At 33.8% G+C, this 25,896-nt stretch carries 25 protein-coding genes and 1 other annotated feature; of the genes, 19 read left to right on the forward strand and 6 right to left on the reverse strand.

Translation table 11 applies throughout. From position 1 onward, the window contains the following. Window positions 1-47: 47 nt before the first annotated feature. Window positions 48-1,253 carry an acetyl-CoA C-acetyltransferase gene (locus tag Q3907_RS03395; RefSeq protein ID WP_003865001.1) on the reverse strand — a complete coding sequence of 402 codons (1,206 nt, stop codon included), beginning with the start codon at window positions 1,251-1,253 and terminating at the stop codon, window positions 48-50. Window positions 1,254-1,542: 289 nt separating this feature from the next. Here Q3907_RS03395 and Q3907_RS03400 point away from each other — a divergent pair, with 289 nt between their 5' ends. The 7 genes from Q3907_RS03400 (at window position 1,543) to Q3907_RS03430 (ending at window position 8,929) form a co-directional block, all read left to right on the forward strand. Then, window positions 1,543-2,682 carry an acyl-CoA dehydrogenase gene (locus tag Q3907_RS03400; protein ID WP_295562232.1) on the forward strand — a complete coding sequence of 380 codons (1,140 nt, stop codon included), beginning with the start codon at window positions 1,543-1,545 and terminating at the stop codon, window positions 2,680-2,682. Between the two features lie 20 nt (window positions 2,683-2,702). Continuing rightward, window positions 2,703-3,497 carry an electron transfer flavoprotein subunit beta/FixA family protein gene (locus tag Q3907_RS03405; RefSeq protein ID WP_003865003.1) on the forward strand — a complete coding sequence of 265 codons (795 nt, stop codon included), beginning with the start codon at window positions 2,703-2,705 and terminating at the stop codon, window positions 3,495-3,497. A 15-nt stretch (window positions 3,498-3,512) separates the two neighbouring features. Then, window positions 3,513-4,544, forward strand: coding sequence for an electron transfer flavoprotein subunit alpha/FixB family protein (locus Q3907_RS03410; protein WP_301897242.1), 1,032 nt, complete (start codon window positions 3,513-3,515; stop codon window positions 4,542-4,544). Window positions 4,545-4,564: 20 nt separating this feature from the next. Next, on the forward strand, window positions 4,565-5,401 hold the full coding sequence (locus Q3907_RS03415; RefSeq protein ID WP_295561662.1) for a 3-hydroxyacyl-CoA dehydrogenase family protein: 837 nt from the start codon (window positions 4,565-4,567) through the stop codon (window positions 5,399-5,401). Window positions 5,402-5,465: 64 nt separating this feature from the next. Then, window positions 5,466-6,245 carry an enoyl-CoA hydratase-related protein gene (locus tag Q3907_RS03420; protein ID WP_301897243.1) on the forward strand — a complete coding sequence of 260 codons (780 nt, stop codon included), beginning with the start codon at window positions 5,466-5,468 and terminating at the stop codon, window positions 6,243-6,245. 22 nt (window positions 6,246-6,267) lie between these two features. Continuing rightward, window positions 6,268-7,818 (forward strand): acyl CoA:acetate/3-ketoacid CoA transferase, encoded by a 1,551-nt coding sequence (locus Q3907_RS03425; protein WP_295644956.1) that lies wholly within the window; start codon window positions 6,268-6,270, stop codon window positions 7,816-7,818. 61 nt (window positions 7,819-7,879) lie between these two features. Next, window positions 7,880-8,929, forward strand: coding sequence for a low specificity L-threonine aldolase (locus tag Q3907_RS03430; RefSeq protein WP_301897244.1), 1,050 nt, complete (start codon window positions 7,880-7,882; stop codon window positions 8,927-8,929). Here the strand turns inward: Q3907_RS03430 and Q3907_RS03435 are convergent. Genes Q3907_RS03435 through Q3907_RS03455 form a run of 5 tightly spaced genes read right to left on the reverse strand, consistent with a single transcriptional unit; the run spans window position 8,916 to window position 13,208 of the window. Then, a complete protein-coding gene (locus tag Q3907_RS03435; protein WP_301897245.1) occupies window positions 8,916-9,989 on the reverse strand; it encodes a metallophosphoesterase in 1,074 nt (357 codons plus the stop codon). The genes Q3907_RS03430 and Q3907_RS03435 overlap by 14 nt on opposite strands. Continuing rightward, window positions 9,986-10,741, reverse strand: a complete 756-nt coding sequence (locus Q3907_RS03440; RefSeq protein WP_301897248.1) for an alpha/beta hydrolase — start codon at window positions 10,739-10,741, stop codon at window positions 9,986-9,988. The genes Q3907_RS03435 and Q3907_RS03440 overlap by 4 nt, the downstream gene beginning before the upstream one ends. Beyond that, window positions 10,738-11,934: an acetyl-CoA carboxylase biotin carboxylase subunit family protein gene (locus Q3907_RS03445; protein ID WP_301897249.1), complete on the reverse strand. Its 1,197-nt coding sequence runs from the start codon at window positions 11,932-11,934 to the stop codon at window positions 10,738-10,740. The genes Q3907_RS03440 and Q3907_RS03445 overlap by 4 nt, the downstream gene beginning before the upstream one ends. A 4-nt stretch (window positions 11,935-11,938) precedes the next feature. After that, on the reverse strand, window positions 11,939-12,451 hold the full coding sequence (locus Q3907_RS03450) for an NUDIX hydrolase (RefSeq protein WP_295644969.1): 513 nt from the start codon (window positions 12,449-12,451) through the stop codon (window positions 11,939-11,941). Between the two features lie 52 nt (window positions 12,452-12,503). Beyond that, window positions 12,504-13,208 (reverse strand): N-acetylmuramoyl-L-alanine amidase, encoded by a 705-nt coding sequence (locus Q3907_RS03455; protein WP_295644972.1) that lies wholly within the window; start codon window positions 13,206-13,208, stop codon window positions 12,504-12,506. 90 nt (window positions 13,209-13,298) lie between these two features. On the opposite strand from Q3907_RS03455, the gene Q3907_RS03460 reads away from it, so the two are divergent. From Q3907_RS03460 to Q3907_RS03515, 12 genes are all read left to right on the forward strand, one after another. Continuing rightward, window positions 13,299-14,030 carry a ScpA family protein gene (locus tag Q3907_RS03460; protein WP_295644975.1) on the forward strand — a complete coding sequence of 244 codons (732 nt, stop codon included), beginning with the start codon at window positions 13,299-13,301 and terminating at the stop codon, window positions 14,028-14,030. Between the two features lie 2 nt (window positions 14,031-14,032). Then, entirely contained in the window at window positions 14,033-14,575 is a 543-nt protein-coding gene (gene scpB, locus Q3907_RS03465) for an SMC-Scp complex subunit ScpB (protein WP_295644978.1), read from the forward strand. A gap of 11 nt (window positions 14,576-14,586) precedes the next feature. Continuing rightward, entirely contained in the window at window positions 14,587-15,315 is a 729-nt protein-coding gene (locus tag Q3907_RS03470) for a pseudouridine synthase (RefSeq protein ID WP_295562814.1), read from the forward strand. Continuing rightward, window positions 15,315-16,034 (forward strand): 16S rRNA (uracil(1498)-N(3))-methyltransferase, encoded by a 720-nt coding sequence (locus Q3907_RS03475; RefSeq protein ID WP_301897251.1) that lies wholly within the window; start codon window positions 15,315-15,317, stop codon window positions 16,032-16,034. Before Q3907_RS03470 ends, Q3907_RS03475 begins: the two co-directional genes overlap by 1 nt. A 5-nt stretch (window positions 16,035-16,039) precedes the next feature. Then, window positions 16,040-17,317, forward strand: a complete 1,278-nt coding sequence (mtaB, locus tag Q3907_RS03480; RefSeq protein ID WP_301897252.1) for a tRNA (N(6)-L-threonylcarbamoyladenosine(37)-C(2))-methylthiotransferase MtaB — start codon at window positions 16,040-16,042, stop codon at window positions 17,315-17,317. Between the two features lie 2 nt (window positions 17,318-17,319). Further along, window positions 17,320-18,762 carry a UDP-N-acetylmuramoyl-L-alanyl-D-glutamate--2,6-diaminopimelate ligase gene (locus tag Q3907_RS03485; protein ID WP_301897253.1) on the forward strand — a complete coding sequence of 481 codons (1,443 nt, stop codon included), beginning with the start codon at window positions 17,320-17,322 and terminating at the stop codon, window positions 18,760-18,762. A 79-nt stretch (window positions 18,763-18,841) separates the two neighbouring features. Then, window positions 18,842-19,021 (forward strand): 30S ribosomal protein S21, encoded by a 180-nt coding sequence (gene rpsU, locus Q3907_RS03490; protein WP_003865021.1) that lies wholly within the window; start codon window positions 18,842-18,844, stop codon window positions 19,019-19,021. A 12-nt stretch (window positions 19,022-19,033) separates the two neighbouring features. Further along, entirely contained in the window at window positions 19,034-20,020 is a 987-nt protein-coding gene (locus tag Q3907_RS03495; RefSeq protein ID WP_301897254.1) for a PhoH family protein, read from the forward strand. 58 nt (window positions 20,021-20,078) lie between these two features. Further along, window positions 20,079-20,813 (forward strand): YebC/PmpR family DNA-binding transcriptional regulator, encoded by a 735-nt coding sequence (locus tag Q3907_RS03500; RefSeq protein WP_295647047.1) that lies wholly within the window; start codon window positions 20,079-20,081, stop codon window positions 20,811-20,813. After that, window positions 20,814-21,003 (forward strand) — a binding site (T-box leader). Between the two features lie 38 nt (window positions 21,004-21,041). Then, a complete protein-coding gene (gene hisS / locus Q3907_RS03505; protein ID WP_295647050.1) occupies window positions 21,042-22,352 on the forward strand; it encodes a histidine--tRNA ligase in 1,311 nt (436 codons plus the stop codon). Window positions 22,353-22,354: 2 nt separating this feature from the next. Beyond that, window positions 22,355-24,091 carry an aspartate--tRNA ligase gene (gene aspS / locus Q3907_RS03510; protein WP_301897256.1) on the forward strand — a complete coding sequence of 579 codons (1,737 nt, stop codon included), beginning with the start codon at window positions 22,355-22,357 and terminating at the stop codon, window positions 24,089-24,091. 60 nt (window positions 24,092-24,151) lie between these two features. Then, the gene (locus tag Q3907_RS03515; RefSeq protein ID WP_301897257.1) at window positions 24,152-25,795 is read left to right on the forward strand and encodes an AAA family ATPase; all 1,644 of its coding nucleotides are present in this window, start codon (window positions 24,152-24,154) and stop codon (window positions 25,793-25,795) included. Window positions 25,796-25,896 lie beyond the last annotated feature (101 nt).

Raw genomic sequence — 25,896 nt, forward strand, 5'->3', positions numbered from 1 at the left:
TTCACAAGTGAATCTTAAGAAATAAGGAGAACGCGTCTCCTTATTGATTAATCGCACATTTTTACGATAACAGCGGCACCTTGTCCTCCACCAATACATAGGGAAGCAAGACCGATTTTTGATTTACGTTTTTGCATTTCATATAATAATGAAACTAAGATACGGTTTCCACTAGCACCAACTGGGTGACCTAATGCAATTGCACCACCATTTACGTTTGTCTTAGCTAAGAATGCTTCGCGATCCATACCTGTAGCTTCTTCTAATTCGTGGATAACACCTAATGATTGAGCAGCAAATGCTTCATTCAATTCAACTAAGTCAAGATCTTCAATTTTAAGATCTGCATATTTCAATGCATTTAAGATAGCTGGTGTTGGACCAAGTCCCATAACTCGTGGGTCAACTCCACCTTGTCCAAATCCGATAACTTCAGCAATTGGAGTTAAGTTATATTTCTTAACAGCATCTTCACTAGCAACGATAGTAAATGATGCACCATCATTAATACCAGATGCATTACCTGCAGTTACTGTTCCGTCAGCATTGAAGGCTGGACGTAATTTAGCTAATTTTTCTAAGCTTGTTTTACGAGGGTGTTCATCTGTATCGAATACAACTTCACCTTTACGAGTCTTATAAGTAATAGGAACGATTTCATCTTTGAATTTACCTGCAGCAATAGCAGCCAAAGCTTTTTCTTGAGAAGCAAATGCGAATTCATCTTGTGCTTCACGAGAAATGTTATATTTTTTAGCGATGTTGTCAGCTGTACATCCCATGTGAATTCCATACATTGCATCTGTTAAACCATCGTGTAACATAGCGTCTACTAATTTTTGATCTCCCATCTTAGTTCCTGTACGGTTTTTGTAGCTCAACATAAATGGAGCACGAGTCATTGATTCAACACCACCTGCAACATATAAGTCACCAAAGTTTGCTTGAATACGAAGTGTAGCTTCCATAACGGCTTTTAAACCAGAACCACATAACATATTGATTGATTGCGCACATACTTCAACAGGGATTCCTGCATCAAAAGCAACGTGACGAGCAATATTTTGTCCTAAACCTGCAGCAATTACGTTACCAATAATAACTTCATCTAAGTTTGCTGGATCAATATTTGCCTGTTTAATAGTTTCTTTTAAAACAGTTGCTCCGACAGTAGCTAAATCTACATCTGTTAAACTTCCTAAAAAAGTACCAATTGCACTACGTTTAGCAGCAACAATATAAGCTTTTCTCATTTGTATACCTACTTTCTACTCCTAATCGAGATTAACTTTTACATGCTTAGTCTAGCCCTTTAAATAGGTGATGTCAACCACTTGTTTAAAATTTCACATGTTAAAAATACTTAATATATACTAATAAGATAGGACATTAGAAACAATTTGTTAAAATATTAACAAAATCATTGACGAGGTGAAAGAAAGTATGTAAAATATGACTGTGTGAAAAGTTTAACATACTTTCTCATGCTATCGATGTCCTAATTCGAATAGTTCAAAAAAACTGGAAAGGAGAACTTCATTTATGGATTTCAATTTAACAGAACAACAATTAATGATGCAAAAGTTGTTCAGAGAAGTTGCGCAAAACGAAGTAAAAGAAAACGCAGCGGATGTTGACGAAAACGAAAGATTCCCTAAGGAGTCTGTAGAAGTGATGCGTCAAGCTAAGATGCTTGGTATTCCTTATTCTCGCGAATATGGAGGAGCTGGCGCAGATTATTTATGCTACATTTTAGCAATTGAAGAATTGTCTAAAACATGTGCTACAAGTGGTGTAGTTTTATCAGCTCACACTTCATTAGGTACTTGGCCAATTGCTCAATTTGGTACTGAAGAACAAAAACAAAGATTCTTAACAGATTTATGTACAGGTAAGAAATTGGCTGCATTTGGTTTAACTGAACCAAACGCTGGTACAGATGCTGCTGGACAACAAACTACAGCTGTATTAGATGGTGATGAATATGTTATCAATGGTACAAAAATTTTCATTACAAACGCTGGAGAAGCAGATGTATATGTAATTTTTGCCATGACAGACAAAACAAAAGGTACTCGTGGAATTTCTGCTTTCATTCTTGAAAAAGGAACTCCAGGATTTACATTTGGTCTTCACGAAAAGAAATTAGGTATTCGTGGATCTGCTACATGTGAATTAATTTTCAACAATGTACGTGTTCCAAAAGAAAACTTATTAGGAAAAGAAGGTATGGGATTCAAAATTGCCATGCAGACACTTGATGGTGGACGTATTGGTATCGCTGCTCAAGCACTAGGAATTGCTCAAGGTGCAATCGACGAAGCTGTTGCTTATGTAAAACAACGTAAACAATTTGGTCGTCCAATCGCTAAATTCCAAAATACTCAATTCCAATTAGCTGATATGCAAACAAAAACAGATGCAGCTCGTTGGTTAGTATACTCTGCAGCTACTGCTAAACAAGAAGGTCGTCCTTATACTCAATTAGCTGCTGAAGCAAAATTATTTGCTGCTGAAACAGCTATGGAAATTACAACTAAGGCTATCCAATTATTAGGTGGATACGGATATACTCGTGATTTACCAGTAGAAAGAATGTTTAGAGATGCTAAGATCACTGAAATCTACGAAGGTACTTCAGAAGTACAACGTATGGTCATCTCTGGCGCAATGTTGAAGTAAGAAAGGAATTGGTGTTGAAAATGAAAATCGTTGTTTTAGAAAAACAAGTTCCGGATTCAACTGAAATCACAGTTGATAAAAAAACTGGTGCGTTAATTCGTGACGGTGTTCCTGCAATCACAAACCCTGATGATTTAGCTGGTTTGGAAGCTGCATTGGAATTAAAAGACAAAAACCCTGACACTGAAGTTGTTGTAATGACAATGGGATTACCTAAAGCTGCTGAAATGTTAAAAGAAGGCGTTGCTATGGGTGCTGACAAAGGTGTTTTATTAACAGACCGTGTATTAGGTGGATCTGATACATGTGCTACAAGTATTGCTTTAGCTGCTGCTTTGAAAAAAGTAGGATTCGACTTAGTTATTGCTGGTCGTCAAGCTATCGATGGTGATACTGCTCAGGTAGGACCTCAAACTGCAGAACGTTTGGATATTCCTCAAGTTACTTATGTAGATGAAATCTTAGAAGTAAAAGAAGATTCAATTACTGTTAAACGTTCATTAGAAGATGTTGAACAAATCGTAACTGCTAAGTTGCCATGTGTTATCACAACATTATCTGGAATGAACAAACCTCGTTACATGCAATGTGACAACATCGTTGACTTATGTAAAGAAGACAAGATTGAAGTTTTAACAAATGCTGAATTAGGAATCGATCCTGAAACAGTTGGTTTCAAAGGTTCTCCTACATCCGTTAAAACTACTTTCACAAAAGATGTTACTGACAAAACAGAAGTATTCACATTGTCTGAGCAGGAAACTGCAGATATGATTGCTAAGACTTTGAAAGAAAAGCAAATCATTACAAAGTAGGGAGGATGAAGTAGAATGGCTCGATTTGAAGAATATAAAGATATCTTCGTTTTCGTTGAACAAGAAAACGGAAACATTGCAGAAGTAAGTTATGAACTTATTTCAGAAGCAAGAAAACTAGTTGCTTCTATTCCTGAATTTGGATACAAAGTAGTTGGTGTATTGCTTGGAGAAAATGTAAAAGAAAAAGCTCAAGAAGTTATTAGTCATGGAGCTGATAAAGTAATCGTTGTTGATGATGCTTTATTAAAAGATTATTCAACTCAATTCTATGCAGATGCTTTAACACAAGTTGTTTTAGCTCACAAACCAGATTCAATGTTAACTGGTGCAACTCCTTTAGGACGTGACTTAGCACCACGTGTAGCTGCTCGTTTAAATGTTGGTTTAACTGCAGATGCTACTAAAATTGAAGTTGACTTAGAATATGCTAAAGAAACTGGTGAATCATTATTAGACGTAACTCGTCCAACATTCGGTGGTAACTTATTCGGTACAATCGTATGTAAAGACACTCGTCCACAAATGGCTACAATCAGACCAAAAGTATTCGAATTGGCTCCAGTAGATACAACTCGTACTGGAGAAGTTGAAGAATTTACTCCATCATGGACAACTACAGATCCTCAAGTATTTGTAGAAAAAGTAATTGAAAAAGTAAAAGCAGATGTAGATATTACTAAAGCTAATATCTTAGTAGGTGCTGGTCGTGGTGCTGAAAACTGCTTAGATGTAGTTCAAAAAGTTGCTGACGAATTAGGTGGTGTAGTTTGCTGTACACGTGCCGTTGTTGAAGATGGATTCTTAGACAAAGATCGTCAGGTAGGTCAAACAGGTAAGACTGTACGTCCTTCATTATATATCGCTTGCGGTATTTCTGGAGCTGTACAACACTGTGCTGGTATGGATAAATCAGACTTGATCATCTCTATCAACCGTGATCCTCAAGCAGAAATCTTCAATATTTCTAACATGGGATTCGTTGGAGATTGTGCAACTGTATTACCTTTATTAGTAGAATCAATTAAAGCTGCAAAAGCTGAATAATAAAAAGGAGCATATTTAAAATGAAAAATGTAGGTGTTATTGGTGCTGGAACAATGGGGCAAGGTATTGCCAATGCATTTGCTACAGCTGGATACAATGTAACTGTATGTGATATTAAAATCGAATGGGCACAAAATGGAATCAACAAAATTGGTGCTAAATTAGATAAACTAGTATCTCGTGAAAAAATTACTGCTGAAAAAGCAGAAGGTATCAAAGCTAACTTAACTGCTGGTGAATACAAAGATTTAGCTGATTGCGATTTGATCGTAGAAGCTGTTCTTGAAAAAATGGAAATTAAAAAAGACTTATTTAAGACTTTAGATGAAATCTGTAAAGAAGACTGCATTTTTGGAACAAACACTTCAAGTTTAAGTGTTACTGAAATTGCTAACGGAATCAAACACAACGTTATCGGTATGCACTTCTTTAACCCAGCTGATCGTATGAAATTAGTTGAAGTTATCTCTGGCGAAAATACTCCAGTTGAAACTAAAGAAGCTATCATTGAATGCTCTAAATCATTAGGAAAAACTCCAGTAGAAGTTGCTGAAGGACCTGGATTTGTTGTTAACCGTATCTTGATTCCAATGATCAATGAAGCTTGCTTCATTTACCAGGAAGGATTGGCTAGTGTTGAAGATATCGATACAGCTATGAAACTTGGAGCTAACCACCCAATGGGACCATTGGCTTTGGGTGACTTAATTGGATTGGACATCGTTTTAGATGTAATGGAAGTATTATATTCTGAAACTGGAGATTCAAAATATCGTCCATGTACATTATTAAAGAAAATGGTTCGTGCTGGAAAATTAGGTCAAAAAACTAAACAAGGATTCTACAGCTACAACTAGTGAAATAACTAAAGTGAAACACTCGTTGTTTCACTTTTTATTTAAATATTAGAGGAGAAAAATCATGGAAAACGTATTATTAGAAAAACAAGGTCACGTTTCAATTATCACAATCAATCGTGAAAAAGCGTTAAATGCATTATCAACAGCTGTATTAAACGATTTAGAAGAAGCAGTAAACACTGTTGAAGCTGATAAAGACACTTATTGTGTAGTTATCACAGGTGCTGGAAGCAAATCTTTCGTTGCTGGTGCAGATATTGCTGAAATGAAAGACAAAACTGTAGAAGAAGCTGCTGAATATGGAGCTTATGGAAACAAGATCTTCCGTCAAATCGAAACTTTACACTGTCCAGTAATTGCTGCAGTTAATGGTTTTGCTTTAGGTGGAGGATGCGAATTAAGCATGGCTTGTGATATTCGTATCGCAGCTGAAAATGCTGTATTTGGACAACCAGAAGTAGGATTAGGAATTACTCCAGGTTTTGGTGGAACTCAACGTTTAGCTCGTTTAGTACCTGCTGGAATTGCTAAAGAAATGATCTTTACAGCTCGTAACATCAAAGCAGATAAAGCATTGGCTATTGGATTAGTAAATGCCGTTGTTCCTCAAGAAGACTTAATGGCAACTGCATTAAAGATGGCTAACGGAATCTGCAAGAACGCTCCAATTGCTGTTGCTCAAGCTAAAAAGGCAATCAATGCTGGACTTCAAACAGATATGGATTCAGCTATCGCTATCGAAGTTGAAGATTTCTCTGATTGCTTCGCAACAGAAGATCAAACTTATGGTATGGAATGCTTCGTAAACAAAGTAAAAGAAAAAGAATTTAAAAATAAATAATGAATTTGAAAGGATGATTTAAATGTCAAAAGTAATGTCAGCCCAAGAAGCCATCAGCATGATCAAAGATGGTGATAAAATTGGTGTTGGTGGATTTATTGGAATGGGTCACCCTCAAGAACTAAGTGTTGCCATCGAAAAGAGTTTCTTAGAAACAGGACATCCTAGAGATTTAACAGTTATGTTCTCTGCCGGTGTAGGTGATGGAACACCAGATCTTGGCTTGAATCATATGGGTCATGAAGGATTGTTAAAAAGAATCATTGGTGGTCACTGGGGATTGATTCCTACTTTCCAAAAATTAGTTTTTGAAAACAAAGTAGAAGGCTATAACTTACCACTTGGAACCATCAGTTTGATGTTCCGTGAAATCGCAGGACACCGTCCAGGCGTTATCACTAAAATTGGTTTGAAAACATTTATTGACCCACGTCTAGAAGGTGCGAAAATGAATGAGCGCACTAAAGAAGACTTAGTTGAATTAATCAATATGGATGGAGAAGAATGGTTACGTTATAAATCATTCCCATTGGATATTGCTTTAATTCGTGGTACATATGCGGATGAAGATGGAAACTGCTCAATGTGTAAAGAAGCAGCGACTCTAGATTCAATCAGTATTGCCCAAGCTGTTAAAAACAGTGGTGGTAAAGTAATTCTTCAGGTTGAAAAAATTGTAGAACGTGGATCATTAAAACCTATGGATGTTAAGATTCCAGGTATTTATGTAGATGCTATCGTAGTTGCACAACCTGAAAACCATTGGCAAACTTATTCAGATCCATATAACCCATCATTCTGTGGTGAAATTCGTGTACCTGTGGATTCAATAGAACCAATGCCATTAAATGCTCGTAAAGTTGTATGTCGTCGTGCTGCCATGGAATTGGATCCATCGGCTGTTATCAACTTAGGAATTGGTATGCCAGAAGGTATCGCAAATGTTGCCAACGAAGAAGGTCTTCCAGGACTTAAGATGACTGTAGAAGCTGGAGGAATCGGTGGAGTTCCAATGAACGGAACTGCCTTTGGTGCATGTACAAACCCAGATGCAATCATTGACCAGACATATCAGTTTGATTTCTATGATGGTGGTGGATTAGATCAAGCTTTCTTAGGACTTGCAGAATGTGATGCAAAAGGTGACATCAATGTTTCTCGTTTTGGACCAAAAATTGCAGGATGTGGTGGATTTATCAATATTACACAAACTTCACCAGTCGTTGTTTATTGTGGAACATTTACAGCTAAAGGTTTAAAAGAAACTGTTGGTAATGGTAAATTGACGATTGTTCAAGAAGGGCAAATCAAGAAATTTAAAAATCACATTGAACAAGTTACATTCTCAGCGGATTATGCGAATGAAACTGGTCAAAAAGTCTTGTATATCACTGAACGTGCTGTATTTAAGTTAATTGATGGTAAATTAACATTGATTGAAATTGCTCCAGGTGTAGATTTACAAAAAGATGTATTAGACCAAATGGAATTCAAACCATATATCGCTGAAGATTTAAAACTTATGGATGCTCGTCTATTCACAGATGAAGTCATGGGATTAAAAGAAGAATAAAAAACTAAAACAGGTCATATGACCTGTTTTTATGTTACAATGGTTCTAGGAGTTGATTAAAATGTTATTTTTTAGAAATGATTATGGTCAAGGATGTATTCCTGAAATCATGGAATATATGAACACTACAAATGGCCATTCTTTTACAGGATATGGTATGGATGAAATTTGTCAAAGCGCAAAAGAAGCCATAAAGAAACATATTCCAGATTATGATGTAGATGTTCACTTTATTGTGGGTGGTACCATTACAAATCAAACCATCATCAAAGCTTGTTTAAAACCTTTTGAAGCTGTCATCAGTTGTGATACAGGACATATCGCAACTCATGAAACTGGAGCGATTGAAGCTGTAGGACATAAAGTGATTCCGGTAAACAATTATGCAGGAAAGATCAATCCTAATGATATTCGCAAAGTCTTTGATGCACATATGCTTTCGTATGAACACATGGTATATCCAAAGATGGTATATATTTCAAATGCCACTGAATATGGAACTGTCTATACATTGGCTGAATTAAAAGAAATTCGTGCTGTGTGTGATGAATTAGGTTTATATTTAATGATGGATGGTGCAAGACTAGGTGTAGCTTTATCGACAGTGGATTATACCTTAAATGATCTAGCCAATATTTGCGATGTGTTCTATATTGGAGGTACCAAAAATGGAGCTTTAATAGGAGAAGCTGTTGTAATCTCGAATCCCGAGTTGAAACCATACTTCCGTTTTGTGATGAAACAAAATGGCGCAATGCTTGCGAAAGGTTGGTTACTTGGTATTCAATTTTTAGGTTTATTTGAGCATGATGCTTTCTTTAAATACGCAAAACATTCAGTTGTTTTAGCACAAAAAATCCAATCAAGACTTCAAGAATTAGGGTATGCTTTATTTATGAAGAGTGATACAAATCAAATCTTTGTGAATGTCACAAAAGAACAATACCAATTCTTAAGTGAAAACATTGATTTTGAGATTTGGGAAAAATGCGATGATCATTATGTTATTCGTTTTGTAACGAGTTGGCACACAAGTGAAGATGAAGTAAACGAACTATTTACTTACTTAGAACAAGCCATCGAAAAAAAGAATAGTACTATTCTAGGTTAGAACGATAGGTCCAGCCAAGTATACCATTCTTTTTAATTTGAACTTTATCTTGATAGGCGAATACCTCTTTTACGGTATCGCCTTTTTTTAATGGAATTTCATAATTTGTATAATCATACGCCTTTAAATCTTTTGTCACAAATTCATTTTCAACCCAAAAGGTTCTATGATTGTATGGGCAATATACCTTTGATTGAAGATAATTTTTTTCCAGAACTTTAATTTCTCCATGATTAAATGTAATAAAAAAGGGAATTTGTGTATGATAATTTACATCATGAATCACTTTTCTTTCGGAAAGTAAATCACAACGATCCATTTCTACTTTATTTTCTTCAAATATCAATGCATTTAATTGACCGCCATATTTAACCATATTACCACCATCAATACTATAAATATTATGCTTTGCATCATAGATTGGATCAAAAGATGCGATGTGAGTACAATACTCTGTTACAGGCATATGGCCAACGACTACATTCTTTTTAAATATAGAATTTGTTTCTAAAAAGAAGGCATGTGTCATGACTTGTTTAAAGTCTGTTCCATAATTCTCATTACTCTCAATGCCAGCATGTACATAGATATGTTTTTCATCTTCTAATACATGGGGTAGATCATTTAAGAAGCATAGTTCATCCAGGTAATGTTTTCTCAAAATCTGACAAACATCAGACATATTACTATTTTGAGTGATTTCGATATTTAAACTTTTTGCCATTTCATGAATTAAACTTTCTTTACGAAAACTAAGAACATGTTTTAAAAAATCCAAACGATATGAATAAAGAACATTTTTCGCAATAAAGTCACAATTTCCCATAATACAATGCACATCTTCTGTTTTTGTTTGAAGCATTATGTAATGAAGTGTTTCTAGATTTTTAGGACCTTTTTCAATCAAGTCACCTAAAAGGATTAAACAATCTTTATTTGGATGATACTTGATCTTATTCAATAGTTTAATATAAAGATCTAAATTTCCATGAATGTCACTGATTACAATCTTGCGTTTGGAATTAGAATTCAACTTTTGAATGACTACATTTCGATTCATTGAAATAAAAAGGGAAGGAATGTATCACATTCTTTTTCCCAGTCTTCTTCACAATGTCTTCCATCGGGAATGACATTATAAAAGACTTTAACTCCTTTTTTTGATAAAGCGTTACCAACACTTGTACAAGCTTTTGTTTGCCAAACAAATTCATGCATCAAACTTGTTTCGTTTGAACCCCAAGATAGGTAGATAGATGTGTTTTTTTGGATATTTTGATGGTTTATATCATTCAATATCGCATCCATACTTTCTAAGATATAAGGAGATACAACGATTGCCTTAGAATAAATACTTGAATATGCATAGGAAGCATATAAAGACATTAAACCACCACAACTGCTTCCACCAATGAATGTATTCTTTCTTGTTCTTTTAGTTCTATAGTTTTCATCGATAAAAGGTTTTAATTCATGTATGAAAAAGTGCATTGTAAGATCACCTTGGCCTTCAAAAGATCCGTATTCTGGATCATAAAATGAGTAGGGTGCATATTCCTTTAGGCGATTGTTTCCAGTATGCGAACATTCTTGTCCAACCACGATTAGATCTAGTCCTAGTTTTTCAATATGTTCTTGAATATGGATAGCTTTACCATATGTTGCATATTCATCTAAAAAGAGATTGTGCCCATCAAAAGTATATAAAACAGGATATTGTTTATTCGTTAAATCATAGTCTTTTGGTAAATAGATAAATATTTTTCTTTTTTCATTGAGCTTTGTCATAAAAAGCTCTTTTTCAACTATCATAATCGATCCCTTCTTAATAATGCAGTTTTAAAGAATTCTTCACGTCTTGAAGGACTTGTAAATTTAGCAACGATTGCCACATCACCCATGGCGGCCGCAATAGCTTCAGGAAGATACAAGACTTCAATCAATTCTTCTTTAAACATCTCTTGGATTTCTTTGACTGTAAAACGATATTTAATGGAATTTCTTCTTCCCACAAAACCAGCTGAATATCTTCTAAGTTTTGAGTAGGAAGCTCTTTGTTTCAAAATAATTTCAGCCCATAAACGATACACATCAAGTTCACCTGCATAATTCATTAAATCTGGACAGAATCCTCCTGGAGGTCTGAAATTTACTTCTAAGCCAAAGACACGACCTTTTTCTCCAAGGCCTTTAATATCATGATTCAATCGGAAGAATTCACAATGGAAGAAACGATTCTTGATTTTAAAAGCATAAATCGTTCTTTGTACAATGTCACGATATTCATCGCTGATTTCAAGTGTTGTATAACAGCCAATACTTTGTTGATAAAGCACAGAATCCATGCAGTTACCGACATATTCTAAACTATTTAAATAACGAATATCTCCATTTTCATCACAAATACCATCTAAAGTAAAGACATTTCCATCGATATATTGTTCAAGAATCATAACATGATCTTTTGTCTGCATATAAACAGATTCTAATTGTTCTGCATTCATGATTTTGTAAGTCATACTTGCACCTACACCATGATCAGGTTTCATAACTAACGGATAACCAACTTTTTTGGCAAACTCCAAGCCATCTTTTAAAGTATGTAACAAGGTGTAATCGGCAACAGGTACATTGGCTTCTTTATAATATTTTTTCATTTGTGACTTCGATTGAAGTTCTTCAATTCTTTCTAATGAAAAACCTGTTTTTACATTAAAATCATCACGAAGATGCGCATCTAAATCTAGCCAAGCTTCATTGTTCGATTCAATCCAATCAATTTTTCCATATTTAAAAGTAAAATAACCACATGCCTTTATCATTTCTTCATAATCATGAAAGCTTTTTACTACATATATCTCATCACAATATGTTTTTAATTCTTCCTTTAACTGATTATAGGGCGTATCTACAATAGCCAATACTGTAGCTCCATTTTCTTTTAATCCCCTACAAAACATCCAGTAACTTTCTGGATAGTTGGGTGAAATCACCACAAAATTCATAATCTTAATTCCTTTCTGCCATCATTTGACTAATCGCAATAACAGTCTTTCCATCATCGATTTTTCCATTTCTCGTATACTCATAAGCCGTTTCTAAATCAAGCCATAAAGTATCAATTTCTTCATCTTCATCTAAACTAAGCTTCACATCTGCAATTCTTGGATTGATGGCTTTATAGATCCAAATTCTTTCATCACAAAAGCCAGGTGTTGAAACAAAACTTAGCAATAGTTCTAATTTATCACAAGCCATACCTGTTTCTTCATTCAATTCACGAAGTCCACATTCCATTGGATTTTCACCATATTCTAATTTACCAGCCGGAATTTCAAGTGTTTCTTTTCCAATTGCGGGACGCTCTTGTCTTACTAATAAGATTTTATCGTCAATGATACAAATGACACCTACACCACCTGGATGACGAATGATATCTCGTTTAAATATTTTATCTTTGATTTTTACGTCTTTTTGAACTAAATCAAAAATAATTCCCTTATAAATCAACTTCTCTTTCATGTAATACCTCTTTTTTTCTTGATTATAACACAAAAAAACACTCCTAAGAGTGTTAATTGATTTTGTCTAAAAAGCTTTGTGTAATCGCATCCGCAATTTTTTGTTGGTAAGTTTCATCAGTTAATTGTGTATAGTCATCACTATTGCTTAAATAACCAAGTTCTAAAAGAATGGATGGAATTTGGCTATCATACAGAATCGGGAAATTTTCATAATGATCTGAATCGATACCTTCAAATTGAGATAGGTTGATGGAATTCATAGTATTTGAAAGATCCTTGGCTAGTTGAATCATCTTATCATTTGGTTGTGTAAAAATCGAATATCCTTTCGATAGGGAATCGGAACTAGAATTCATTTGAATCGAAATTAAATAATTTGCTTTTTGAGAATTCAAAGAAGTTATTCTCTCTTCTGTAGAAAGTGTAGAATCATCACTACGTGTGTATACAACATTGTATCCAACATGAGCAAGACTATCTCCAATTTTTTTGGCTATTGTTAAATTAAGCTCTTTTTCACTGATATGTCCATCACTTGTATATCCACTATCACTACCACCATGACTAGCATCAATACATATAATGGCTTTTGATTTACAACGGGAATTTGATACATTATCATTTGTGATAATTGTGGAATCGGTTTGTTCAGGAACATCTATTTCTGATTTTTCTTTGATTTGTTTATTTAGATTTGGCTGAATGACCATGGCCAAAAATAATGCGAAAATTAAAAAGAGAATGGCTCTACGCATGACATACCTCCTGCTTAGATATTCTAACATTTGTCTTAACAGATGAAAAGACTTTTAAAATTTGTTATAATGAATACTATGGGTGATAATATGGATTTTTTAATAACATTAGATCAGTTTGAAGGTCCTTTGGATTTAATGCTGCATTTAATCAAAGAAAATAAATTGGATCTTTTTGACTTGGATATGAATGTTTTAGCAACACAATATATTGATTATATTCATGCTATGCAAAATATGCATTTAGAAGTTGCCAGTGAATATTTGTCAGAACTTGCAAGTCTTATCGCATATAAGTCAAAAAAGCTTTTACCAAGAGAAACCGTTGAAGTAGAAGAAGAATATGAAGAAGATCAACGTGATCAATTGGTAGCTCGTTTATTAGAGTATCAACGATATAAGGAAGTAAGTCTTGCACTTAAAGAAGATTATGATCAAAGACAACTGCATTTTTCACGTCCAGTATCCAGTCTAGTTGAAGAATGGAAAATTCCCATTGAAAGTGATACTTTAGAAACTCAATCGCCTTATGATTTAATGAAGGCCATGCGCCATTGCATTGTTCGTATGGAACTTTTACAGCCATATGAAACAAAGGTAACAATTAAAGAATTATCAATTGAAGAAAGAGCAGTTCAAATTAAAGATAGAATGAAACATCTTATGGGTTCGATTTCATTTAAAGATTTATGTGCTGACTGTACAAATCTTCATATGGTAATCGTAACTTTTCTATCAATACTCGATTTAATACATGATAAATGGATGACTTATTCCATTGATGAAACTCAGATGATCTGGGTTGCAAGAGAGGATATATAAATATGGATAATGCGAAAGCAATATTAGAAGGCCTTCTGTTTTTAAGCGGAGAAGAAGGTTTGACCATGGAACAAATGATGCATGGTTTACAAAATTTAGATATGGATGATATACGTGTTTTACTTGGCACACTAAAAGAAGAATATGCAAGTAATTCAAAAGGAATCGAGCTTGTTGAATATGCGAATCGCTTCAAGTTTGTCACAAAAGAATTTGTATATCCTTATGGAAAACAATTGTTTGAAGAATATAAACAACCCACGCTTTCCCAAGCTGCCATGGAAACTTTGGCTATCATTGCTTATAAGCAACCAATTACACGTGTTGAAATCGAAGAGATTCGTGGCGTGAACTGTGAAATGATGTTGAAAAAATTGGTGGCTCGTGGCTTAATAGAAGCAAAAGATCGCTTAGATGCGATAGGGAAACCTTTATTATATCGTGTAACCGATGAATTCTTGGATGCCTTTCAATTAGAAGACCTTAAAGAATTGCCGGAATTACCTCAAACCAAAAACAACAATGAAGAATTATTTGAAGAATAGGAGAATAAACAATGGAAAGATTACAAAAAGTAATTGCGCAAGCAGGTATTTGTTCAAGAAGAAAAGCTGAGGAATTGATTTTAGATGGTAAAGTAAAAGTTAATGGTGAAGTATGTGATGTATTAGGTACAAAAGTATCAAATCAAGATATAATCGAAGTCAATGGAAATATGATTTCAAAAGAAGAAAAAGTGTACTACATTATGAATAAACCGAAAGGATGCTTATGTACAAGCAGTGATGACAAGGGAAGAAAAACAGTATTAGACTATATGCCAAAAAATGAAAGAATCTTCTCTGTAGGACGATTGGATTATGATACTTCGGGAGTTTTATTACTTACGAATGATGGTGAATTCTGTAATCATATGATTCATCCTCGATATCATTTAGAAAAAACATATGTTGTAAATCTTCAAGGCATTTTAACTGAAGAAGATATTAAACAATTAAGAAAAGGTTTAAAGACAAAAAGCGAAAAGTATCAACCAGCCAAAGTATTTGTACTTCAAAAAGATTTAACGCGTAATCGTACACAGTTTGAACTTACAATTTCTGAAGGTAAAAATCACCAGGTAAAGAACATGATGTTAGCATTAGGTCATGAAGTTCGTCGTTTGCACAGAGTTAAATTCGCGTTTTTAGATGTAAAGGATTTAAGAGCTGGAGAATATCGTCGCTTAAAACCATATGAAATCAAACAATTGAATCGTTTGGCTATGGAAGGCGAAAATAAATAATGAAACAAGTTTATTTAGATCAAAGTATTTCGGTGAATGATGTGATTTGTTTAGACACAAAACAAGCTCACCATATATTTGATGTGCTTCGCACGACACAAAAAGAAAAAATTCGAATCATTACAAAAAATTCTGGGGTGTTCTTTGGGCATGTTGAAAATAAGCCAAATCTAGTGATTGATTCAAAAGTAGATGTTTTTAAAGAAAATCAATCTATTACATTATGTTGCGCTTTGATCAAACAGGATAAATTTGAATGGATGCTTCAAAAGGCATGTGAACTTGGTGTAAGTAAAATCGTTCCTTTTGTATCGAAGAATACAATAGTAAAGTTAGATGAAAAAAAGGCAGAAAAGAAGCTTGTTCGCTGGAATGAAATTTTACTTGCGGCAACAAAACAATGTAACCGCAATACATTGGTTGAATTAGAGCCAGTCACATCATTAAAGGATCTTTCAAATTTTAAGAGTGAATGTAATCTAGTGGCTTATGAAAAGGAAAGTGATGCTTCAAAACATATGGCTCACTATTTAAAAGACGATCCCCAATCCATTACTGTATGTATTGGACCTGAGGGTGGATTTGAAGAAAGTGAAATTCAAATATTAAATGACTTTGGGTATGACAATTGTTCTTTAGGAAAAAATATTTTGCGAGCAGAAACGGCTGCTTGTTATGTATTGAGTGCAATTGAATATCAGAATCATGTGGAAGGATAAGATAAATGAAATTTTCAATTATAACACTTGGATGTAAAGTAAATGCATATGAATCGCAATATTATGCAGGTCAATTAGAAGAATTAGGATATGAACAAGTATCGCCAGATGAAGCTTGTGATATTTGTATCATCAATACATGTACCGTAACAAATACAGCGGCAAGTAAGTCTCGTCAAAAGATTCATTATGCCAAAAGAATGAATCCGAACGCGTTATGTGTTGTCGTAGGCTGCTTTGTACAGTTTGCAAATGAAGATGAAAGAAAAGCATTGGATGCAGATCTTGTGATTGGGGCCAAACAAAAAAATGAATTAGTTAATCTAATTCAAAAAGCATTGAAAGAACACAAAAAGATTGATGTGGTAAATGAAGTTACACAATTCAAAGACTTTGAAGCTATGCCTGTACATTGTTTTGAATCAATGCATCGAGCTTTCTTAAAAGTACAAGATGGATGTAATCAATTCTGTTCTTATTGTGCCATTCCTTTTGCGCGTGGAAGAGAGCGTAGTTTAAACCATGTTGAGGTTATTCAAATCGCAAAAGATCTATGCGACAAAGGACATACTGAAATTGTTTTAACAGGTATTCATACAGGTCGTTATTTTGATGGAGAATATGATTTGGCTAAATTAATGAAAGCTTTGTTAGAAAATACACCTGAATATGTGTATTATCGTATTTCAAGTATTGAAATTACGGAAGTCAGCGATGAATTGATTGCGTTAATGAAAGAAAATCCTCGTATGTGTCATCATTTACATATTCCTGTACAATCTGCTTGTAATGAAACACTCGAACGTATGAATCGACCATATACGATTGAGCAGTTTAAAGAAAAAATTAATTATATTCGATCTTGTATTCCTGATATTTCGATTTCTACGGATGTAATTGCAGGGTTTGTACAAGAAAGTGACGAGGAATTTGAAACAACATATAAAAATCTAAAAGATTTAGAATTAAGTTTCTTCCATGTATTCCCGTATAGTAAGAGAAATGGTACAAAGGCTAGTACTTTAAAAGGTGAAATTAATGGAAAAATTGCGAAAGCACGTGTATCAAGATTACTTGAGCTTTCCAATCAATGTAGAGAAAAAGATATGAAGCGTTTTAATCCTGTACAAGTTTTGATTGAAAGAAAACAAGATGGTTATTACACAGGTTATACAAATCAATATCATCCTTGTAAAATATTGAGTGAAAAAGAGATTAGTGGTAGAATCACATTCGAATGGGATCGTATTGAAGATGGTACGTACTACGGAAAGAAGGATTGAGTATGCGTTTAAGCAAACTATTTAAAAATGCACCGACTGTAAATATTACTGGATTAAGTTTTGATTCTAGAACTGTTCGACCTGGAAACATTTATTTTTGCTTGCCAGGATTAACTAATGATGGGCATGACTTTATTTATTCTGCAATTAAAAATGGAGCCGTATGTATTGTTCATTCTAAAGAATTATTGAATATGGCACCTGGTGCAATCTATATTCGTGTAGAAGATGTTAATGATGCAATGAATAAAGTTGCTCGTATTTTCTATGCAAAACCAAGTGATAAAATGACAATGTATGGTGTAACAGGTACAAATGGAAAATCAACAATCACAAATATTATTCGTGATATTATCAATGATAAAACACCTTGTGGTTATATTGGCACGATTGCGATTAAATATGGAGATATTGAATTACAACCAAATTTAACAACTCCAGACGCTTTATTTCTGCAATCAAAGCTTGCCGATATGGTTCGTGTTGGAATGAAAGCTTGTGCATTAGAGGTTTCAAGCCATGGATTAGCTCAACATCGAGTAGATGGTATTTCATTTGATTGTGCAATCTTTACAAATTTAACATATGATCATTTGGATTTTCATGGAACCATGGAAAACTATTTTGAAGCGAAGAGTTTATTGTTTAAAAATCTTGTAAAAGAAAATGGTGTTTCTGTATTGAATAAAGATGATGATAAATATGAAGCATTAAAGGAATGTTCAAAAGCTCGTGTTATATCTTATGGTGTAAATAAAGAGGCAGATTATCGTGCAATTAACATTAAGATGAGTTCTAGTGGTACACAATTTGATTTGGTTTATTCAGGTCACATGTATCCAGTAAAGACAAATTTAGTTGGTAATTTCAATGTTTATAATTTACTTGCTGCAGTAGCTGCATTAAATGAAACGGGTTATGAACTAGAAAAAATTATTGAAAAATGTTCTCATATTGCCCAGGTAGAAGGTCGCATGGAACGAGTTGATTGTGGTCAATCATATAATGTAATTGTTGATTTTGCACATACTCCAGATGGAATGGAAAAGATGATGCAATTTGGAAGAAGCATCACAATGCCAGGTCATCGTTTGATTGCGGTATTTGGTTCTGCAGGAAAGCGTGATGTACATAAGCGTAAAGTATTTGGCGAATTAGCTGATAAATATTGTGACTACATTATTGTTACTGAGGATGATCCTCGTGATGAAGATCCAAAAGAAATTGCAGAACAAATTAAGTCTGGAATCAAGGACACTCCACATGTATTTGTACAAGATCGTTATGAAGCTATTCATCAGGCAATTAGCTCTGCTCAAGAAGGAGATACGGTTTTACTTCTTGGTAAAGGAGATGAAAGCTTTATCTATCGCGAAAATGGAAGAGCTCCTTGGATTGGTGATAATGTAGCGGCTAAAGAGTGTATTCAGGCAAGTTTAGCCTAAAAATTTATAAATTTGCTTGCATTATATGAAATTTTTGATATAATGTTTTTGCTAATCTTGGGAAGGGAGGTTTGTGAATATGCCAAAAGTAGTTCTTAAAGAAAACGAAGGACTTGATGACGCTTTAAGAAGATTTAAACGTCAGGTTTCTCGTAATGGCACCCTTGCTGAGGCGCGCAAAAGAGAATTTTACGTAAAACCAGGTGTACGCAGAAAGTTAAAATCTGAAGCTGCACGTAAAGCACGTAGAGGTAAATAATCTGCATTTTTAATGCAGATTTTTTTCTTGAGGAGGAAATTTGTGTCTTTTTTAGAATTTGATTGTTCCGACAGAACATTTGAGGAAATCCAGATTTTTGCAGGATTTCAAGATTCAAATTTGGAAATGTTGAATAAATGCTTTAAGTCTATTTTTATGATTCGTGATCAAAAAATCAAGGTTGAAGTCAATGATTCTTTAGATACTAAAAAAGTAGAAGAAGTCATTGATGCTTGCTTTTCAATTATTGATACGCAACATCGTTTAAACTATCAAGATGTTAATTATATTTGTTCACTAGCTTTTAAGAATCGTTTAAAAGACTTTAAAGCACATCAGCTACAAGCTGTATGTAAAACAAAGACAGGTAAGATGATTTATCCAAAAACAATTGGACAAGCCATTTTATGTGATGCGATGCGTCATAATGAAGTTGTATTTGCTACAGGAGTGGCGGGTACAGGAAAAACATATTTAGCTGTTGCTTATGCTGTAAATATGCTAAAAAGTGAGCGTGTTGAAAAAATCATTCTTACGCGTCCTGCGGTTGAAGCAGGAGAGTCACTTGGTTTTTTACCAGGTGATATGAAGGAAAAGGTAGACCCTTATTTGAGACCTTTATATGATGCGCTAAATGAAATGCTTGGATTAGAAACGGTTGAAAAATACGTTGAAAAACAAGTGATTGAAATTGCGCCTTTAGCATTTATGCGTGGAAGAACATTGAATGATGCTGTTGTGATTTTAGATGAAGCTCAAAATGCGACATGTGCTCAAATGAAGATGTTTTTAACGCGAATGGGTAAAAATTGTAAGATGGTTGTAACAGGAGATGTTACACAAATTGATTTGATCAAGAAAAAGGATTCGGGCTTGATGCAGGCTTGTACAATCTTGGATCATATTGATGGTATTTCAATTATTCATTTAGAAAATAGTGATGTAGTCCGAAATCCATTGGTTCAAAAGATCATTGAACGTTATGCCAAGGTTGAATAATTTGGTTTAGACTGTTATAATAATAAACTGTAAAAATATATTGAAAGGTGATAAATCTATGGGAAGACATTTTGAGGTACGTGCTGCTGCAATGCAGAAAACTGCCAATGCGAAGGCAAAAATTTATTCTAGATATTCTAAAGAGATTTTAGTTGCTGCAAAAAACGGTGACCCAAATCCAGATATGAACCAAACTTTAAAGAAAGCAATTGATCGTGCAAAGGCAAACAACGTGCCTGCTGACGTAATCAAACGTGCTATCGAAAAGGCAAAAAGTAGTGCAGATGAAAGTTATTCAAGTGCACGTTATGAAGGATTTGGACAGGGTGCAGGATCTACAATCATCATTGATTGTTTAACTGATAATGCTAACCGTACTATTGCTAACTTAAGAGCTTGTTTTAATAAATCACACTCTAAATTAGGTGTTGGTGGATCTGTATCATTTGGATATGAACACTTAGGTGTAATCGTTATTCAATATGATAATGAAGAAGCTATGATGGATGCATTATTAGATGCAGAAATCGAATTAAATGACATTGAAATCGAAGAAGGATATATGACAATCACTGTAGATCCAACTCAATTGGATGACGCAAAAGTTGTTATTGAAAAATTGATTCCTGATGTTAAATTTGAAGTTTTAGAAGATAAGATGATTCCAAACGAAGAAGTTGAACTTCACGGTGAAGATTTAACTTTATTCAAACGTTTAGTAACTTTACTAGATGAAGTAGACGATGTACAAAATGTATATCATAACGTTTCAAATTTAGATGAAGCTGAATAGTTTATTCCTAAGAAAAAGAAGAAGATAAGGATATACTGTAGAGAGAAAATGGTTGGTGAAAATTTTCGTAGAATACTTATTGGGACACTTTGGAGGAGTTGGACAAAAACCAACCGTTGGTCGCGTTAAGACTTGAGATGTATACTTTACGTATAAAATAAGGTGGTACCGCGTTTAAAACGTCCTTATATCAGGGCGTTTTTTTGTTTATTTAAAGGAGGAAAACGCATGGCATATCAAATTCCTAGAGGTTGTCAGGATGTATTTGGAATAGAATCTTACAAATGGCAAGCTCTTGAACAAACATTAAGAAGCTTTTGTTACATGTACAATTATGATGAGATTCGTACACCAATTTTTGAACATACAGAAGTCTTCAAAAGAGAAAACGATTCAAGTGATATGGTAAACAAAGAAATGTATACTTTTAAACTTGAAAACTCAAAAACATCATTAACATTACGTCCAGAAGGTACAGCTGGTGTAGTTCGTAGCTTTGTTGAAAACAAGATGTTCGCAAATCCAGATCTTCCTGCAAAATTTTATTATATGGGACCTATGTCAAGACATGAACGTCCTCAAAAAGGAAGAATGCGTATCTTTAATCAATTTGGTGTTGAGGCATTAGGCGTTAAAAGTCCATATGTCGATGTTGAAACTATTGTACTTGCTTTCTCAATTCTTAAAACATTAGGATTAAATGATATTAAAGTATGTTTAAATACATTAGGTGACGATGAGTCTCGTGCAAATTATCGAAGTGCATTGAAAGAATATTTTGCACCATATGTAGATGAATTGTGTGGCGATTGTAAACGTCGTTACGAACAAAACCCACTACGTATTTTAGATTGTAAAGTCGATCATGATCATGAATGCATGAAAAATGCACCTAAGATGTCAGATTATTTAAATGAAGCAAGTCAAGAATATTTCAATACAGTATGTGAATTGTTAGATAAACTAGAAATTCCTTATGAAGTAGATGATAAATTAGTGCGTGGATTAGACTACTATACACACACAGTATTTGAAATTGTATCTATGAATAAAGAAATGGGAGCACAATCTACGGTTTTAGCTGGTGGACGTTATGATGGATTGATTTCATACTTTGGTGGTCCAGAAGGCATGAGTGGTATTGGATGGGCCTTAGGTATGGAGCGTTTATTGATTGCATTAGAAGCTGAAGGGGTTGAATTAGAACAAAAACCTGCATTAGATGCTTATGTAATGTGTCTTGATAAAGAAGCTAGAACATATGCATTTGAAGTGTTGACTGAACTTAGAGCTTATGGATATCGTTGCGATATGGATATGATGGACAGAAGCTTTAAAGCACAATTCAAAGCGGTTGATCGTGCTAAGGCTAAACTTGCAATTTTGATTGGAAAATCCGAATTGGAAGAAAAGAAAGTTACGATAAAAAATATTGCGCATAAAGAACAAGAAGCAATTGATGTCAATGATTTGATACCTTATGTTGACTCTTTATTAGAAGAAGAAAGTCATCATCATCACGAACATGAAGGAGAATAAGAATGTATAGAACACACAACAATGGTGAATTGCGTTTAACAAATGTAAATCAGGAAGTCACATTATGTGGATGGGTAAGTAAACGTAGAAATTTTGGAGCTTTAGTCTTTATCGATTTAAGAGATCGCTATGGAATTACTCAGTTAGTATTCAATGAAGATGTTGCAGAACAAATTAGTGAGGTACGTAATGAATATGTACTTCAAGTAAAGGGTACTGTTGTAGAAAGAAAAGACAAAAATCCTAAACTTGAAACTGGTGAAATTGAAGTTGTAGTTAGTGAAGTAAAAATTGTGAATACTGCCATTACGACACCTATGATCATTGCAGATGAAACAGATGCATTAGAGGATACGCGTTTAAAATATCGTTATTTGGATTTAAGAAGACCAGTTCTTCAAAAGAATTTGATTTTAAGAAACCGTATTACCTTATTAGTTCGTAACTATTTAGCTAAATATGGATTTACTGAAGTTGAAACACCAATTTTATGTCGTTCTACACCAGAAGGAGCACGTGACTATTTAGTGCCTAGTCGTATTAGTAAAGGTGAATTCTATGCACTTCCACAATCTCCTCAATTATATAAACAGCTATTGATGGTTGGTGGAATGGATCGTTATTTCCAGATTGCACGTTGTTTTAGAGATGAAGATTTACGTGCGGATCGTCAACCTGAATTCTCACAGATCGATATTGAAATGAGTTTTGTGGATGAAGAAGACATTTGGTCAATGACAGAAGGATTAATGAAAGAAATCTTCAAAGATATCAAAGGTATTGATTTACCAAAATTTAAACGTATTCCTTACGATACTTGTATGGAAAAATATGGTTCAGATAAACCAGATTTACGCTTTGACATGCCTTTATGCAATGTTAGTGAAGTCTTCGCAAATACTGAATTCAAGGTGTTTGAAAACTGTTTAAATGAAGGTGGCATCATTCAAGCTATGAATGTTAAAAATGGAGCTGACAAGTTCTCAAGAAAACAATTAGATAAACTACAAGATTATGTAAAGGTGTATGGTGCAAAAGCCCTTGCCAACTTAAAATTAACTTCTGAAGGTTTTGCGGGTAGTGTCACAAAAGTATTATCTGATGCAGAAAAAGAAGCATTGCGTACGATGTTAAATATTGAAGAAAACGATATTGTATTCTTTGTAGCGGATAAAAAGAAAGTGGCTCAAACATCTTTAGGTGCATTGCGTGTGAAATTAGGTCACGATTTAGATTTAATCAACAAAGATGCATATGAATTCTTATGGGTTACAGATTTCCCAATGTTTGAATATGATGAAAATGAAAATCGTTATGTAGCGGCTCACCACCCATTTACTTCACCTAACTTAGAAGATGTGGATAAATTGATGTCCGATCCAGCACATTGTTATTCTAGAGCTTATGACTTGGTATTAAATGGTTATGAGTTATTATCTGGATCAATTCGTATTCATGATCAAAAACTTCAAGAAAAAGTATTTGAAGCCATCGGTATGACTTTAGAAGAAGCGCATGAAAAATTCAGCTGGTTTATGGATGCATTCCAATATGGTACTCCACCTCATGGAGGTGTAGGTATCGGTCTAGAACGTTTGACTATGATTCTAGCCGGTACAGATAACATTCGTGATGTAGTGGCATTCCCTAAAACAGCAAGTGCATCGGATTTAATGGCACAGGCACCAAGCCCAGTAGACGCAGCACAATTAAAAGAATTAGGTATTGAAACAAAGTAAGACAGGAATTTTTTCCTGTCTTTTCGTATTTCTGATATAATTATATAGGTGGTGATATAGATGAAGGCAATTCCAATTGGCATTTCAAATTTTGAAGAACTCAGAAATAATAACTATTATTTTGTTGATAAGACCAATATGATTCAGGAATTTTTAGAAAGAAAAAGCAAAGTCACATTGATTACGCGTCCTAGGCGTTTTGGAAAGACTCTAAACATGTCTATGATGGCTTCTTTTTTTGATGTGACAAAAGATTCTAAATATATATTTGAAAATACAGTGATCATGAATTCTGACTATATAAACGAAATGAATCGATATCCTACTATTTTTATTTCATTTGCGAATGCGAAAAGAGATAGAGAATCTATTATCACAACTATAAAAAAACAAATTCTAAGCGAATGGGCAAAATATGAATATGTTTTTAAAAATTTAAATAAATACGATCAAAAAGAACATGATTATATTGAATCTAATTTAATGGATTTTCACAGTAATAATTTAAGTGGAATCAATGATGCATTATCATTCTTGATGGAAAGACTCTATGCTTACTATAATAAACAAGTCATGGTTTTCATAGATGAATACGATACACCTTTTATTGAAGCTCACGTGAATGACTGCTATGAAGAATTACGAGGTGGATTATCAGGTTTACTTCATAATTCTTTAAAAACATCGGATTGTTTAAAATATGCACTACTTACTGGAATTCAAAGAGTTGCGAAAGAAAATATTTTTAGTGATCTGAATAATTTAGATGTGAATTCAGTACTCGATACTGCTTATAGTGAGTATTTTGGGTTTAATACAGATGAAGTTAATCAATTGTTAAATACGTATGGTTTAACTTTAAATGATGATGTTAAATCTATGTATGACGGATACAAAATCGGAAGTATTGATATATATAATCCTTGGTCTATATTAAATTACGCTCAAAAGAAAGAATTAATTCCATATTGGATCAATACAAGTGCAAATACAATGATTAAAGAGAATATCAAGAATGCAGATTTAGATTACAAAGATCAATATGAAGATTTAATCAAAAATGGATATTTAGATACACAAGTCAATACGCAAACAAGCTTCTATGAAGTGAAAAGCACTCCAAATTTATGGGGATTATTTGTGAATGCGGGATATTTAACAATAGATAAAGCCATTGATATTACGGATAGCTTCTATCGCATTCGAATTCCAAATCAGGAAGTGAATAGAGAGTTTAGAAATTTAACTGAATATTATCTTTCCTTAAATGAAGGACAATTAAATCGACTATTACGTTTCTTGATTCAAGAACAACCGGATGAATTTATCAAAGAATATAAAAACATCTTAATGTTACCTAGTTATCATGATTTAAAGAATGAAAATAGCTATCATATGATGATGCTTGGGATGTGTTTATGTTTATCTAGAGATTATGAAATTATAAGCAATAGGGAAGCTGGAAAAGGACGTTTTGACCTTGTATTAAAGGCAAAATATAGTAAATCTACTTCTTTTGTATTGGAATTTAAATATTTAAAAGATACTTCTAAAAATTTAGAATCCGATCTTGATAATCTAACAAATGAAGCAATTGAACAGATTCAATCTAAAAATTACTCGTTTGATTTAAAAGAAAAAGTGATTTATATAGGATTAGCTCATCATGGAAAAGATGTTAAGATGAAATGGGTTGAAAAATAGGCTTATATGCGGTACTTAGGTACTGCATTTTTTATCGCAAAAGACGCATTTAATAAAACAGGATATAGACATCATTAATGTCAAATAGACTTGTACAATTT

Origin of the sequence: uncultured Holdemanella sp., from assembly GCF_958348295.1 — a bacterium.
Taxonomy (GTDB): Bacteria; Bacillota_I; Bacilli_A; order Erysipelotrichales; family Erysipelotrichaceae; genus Holdemanella.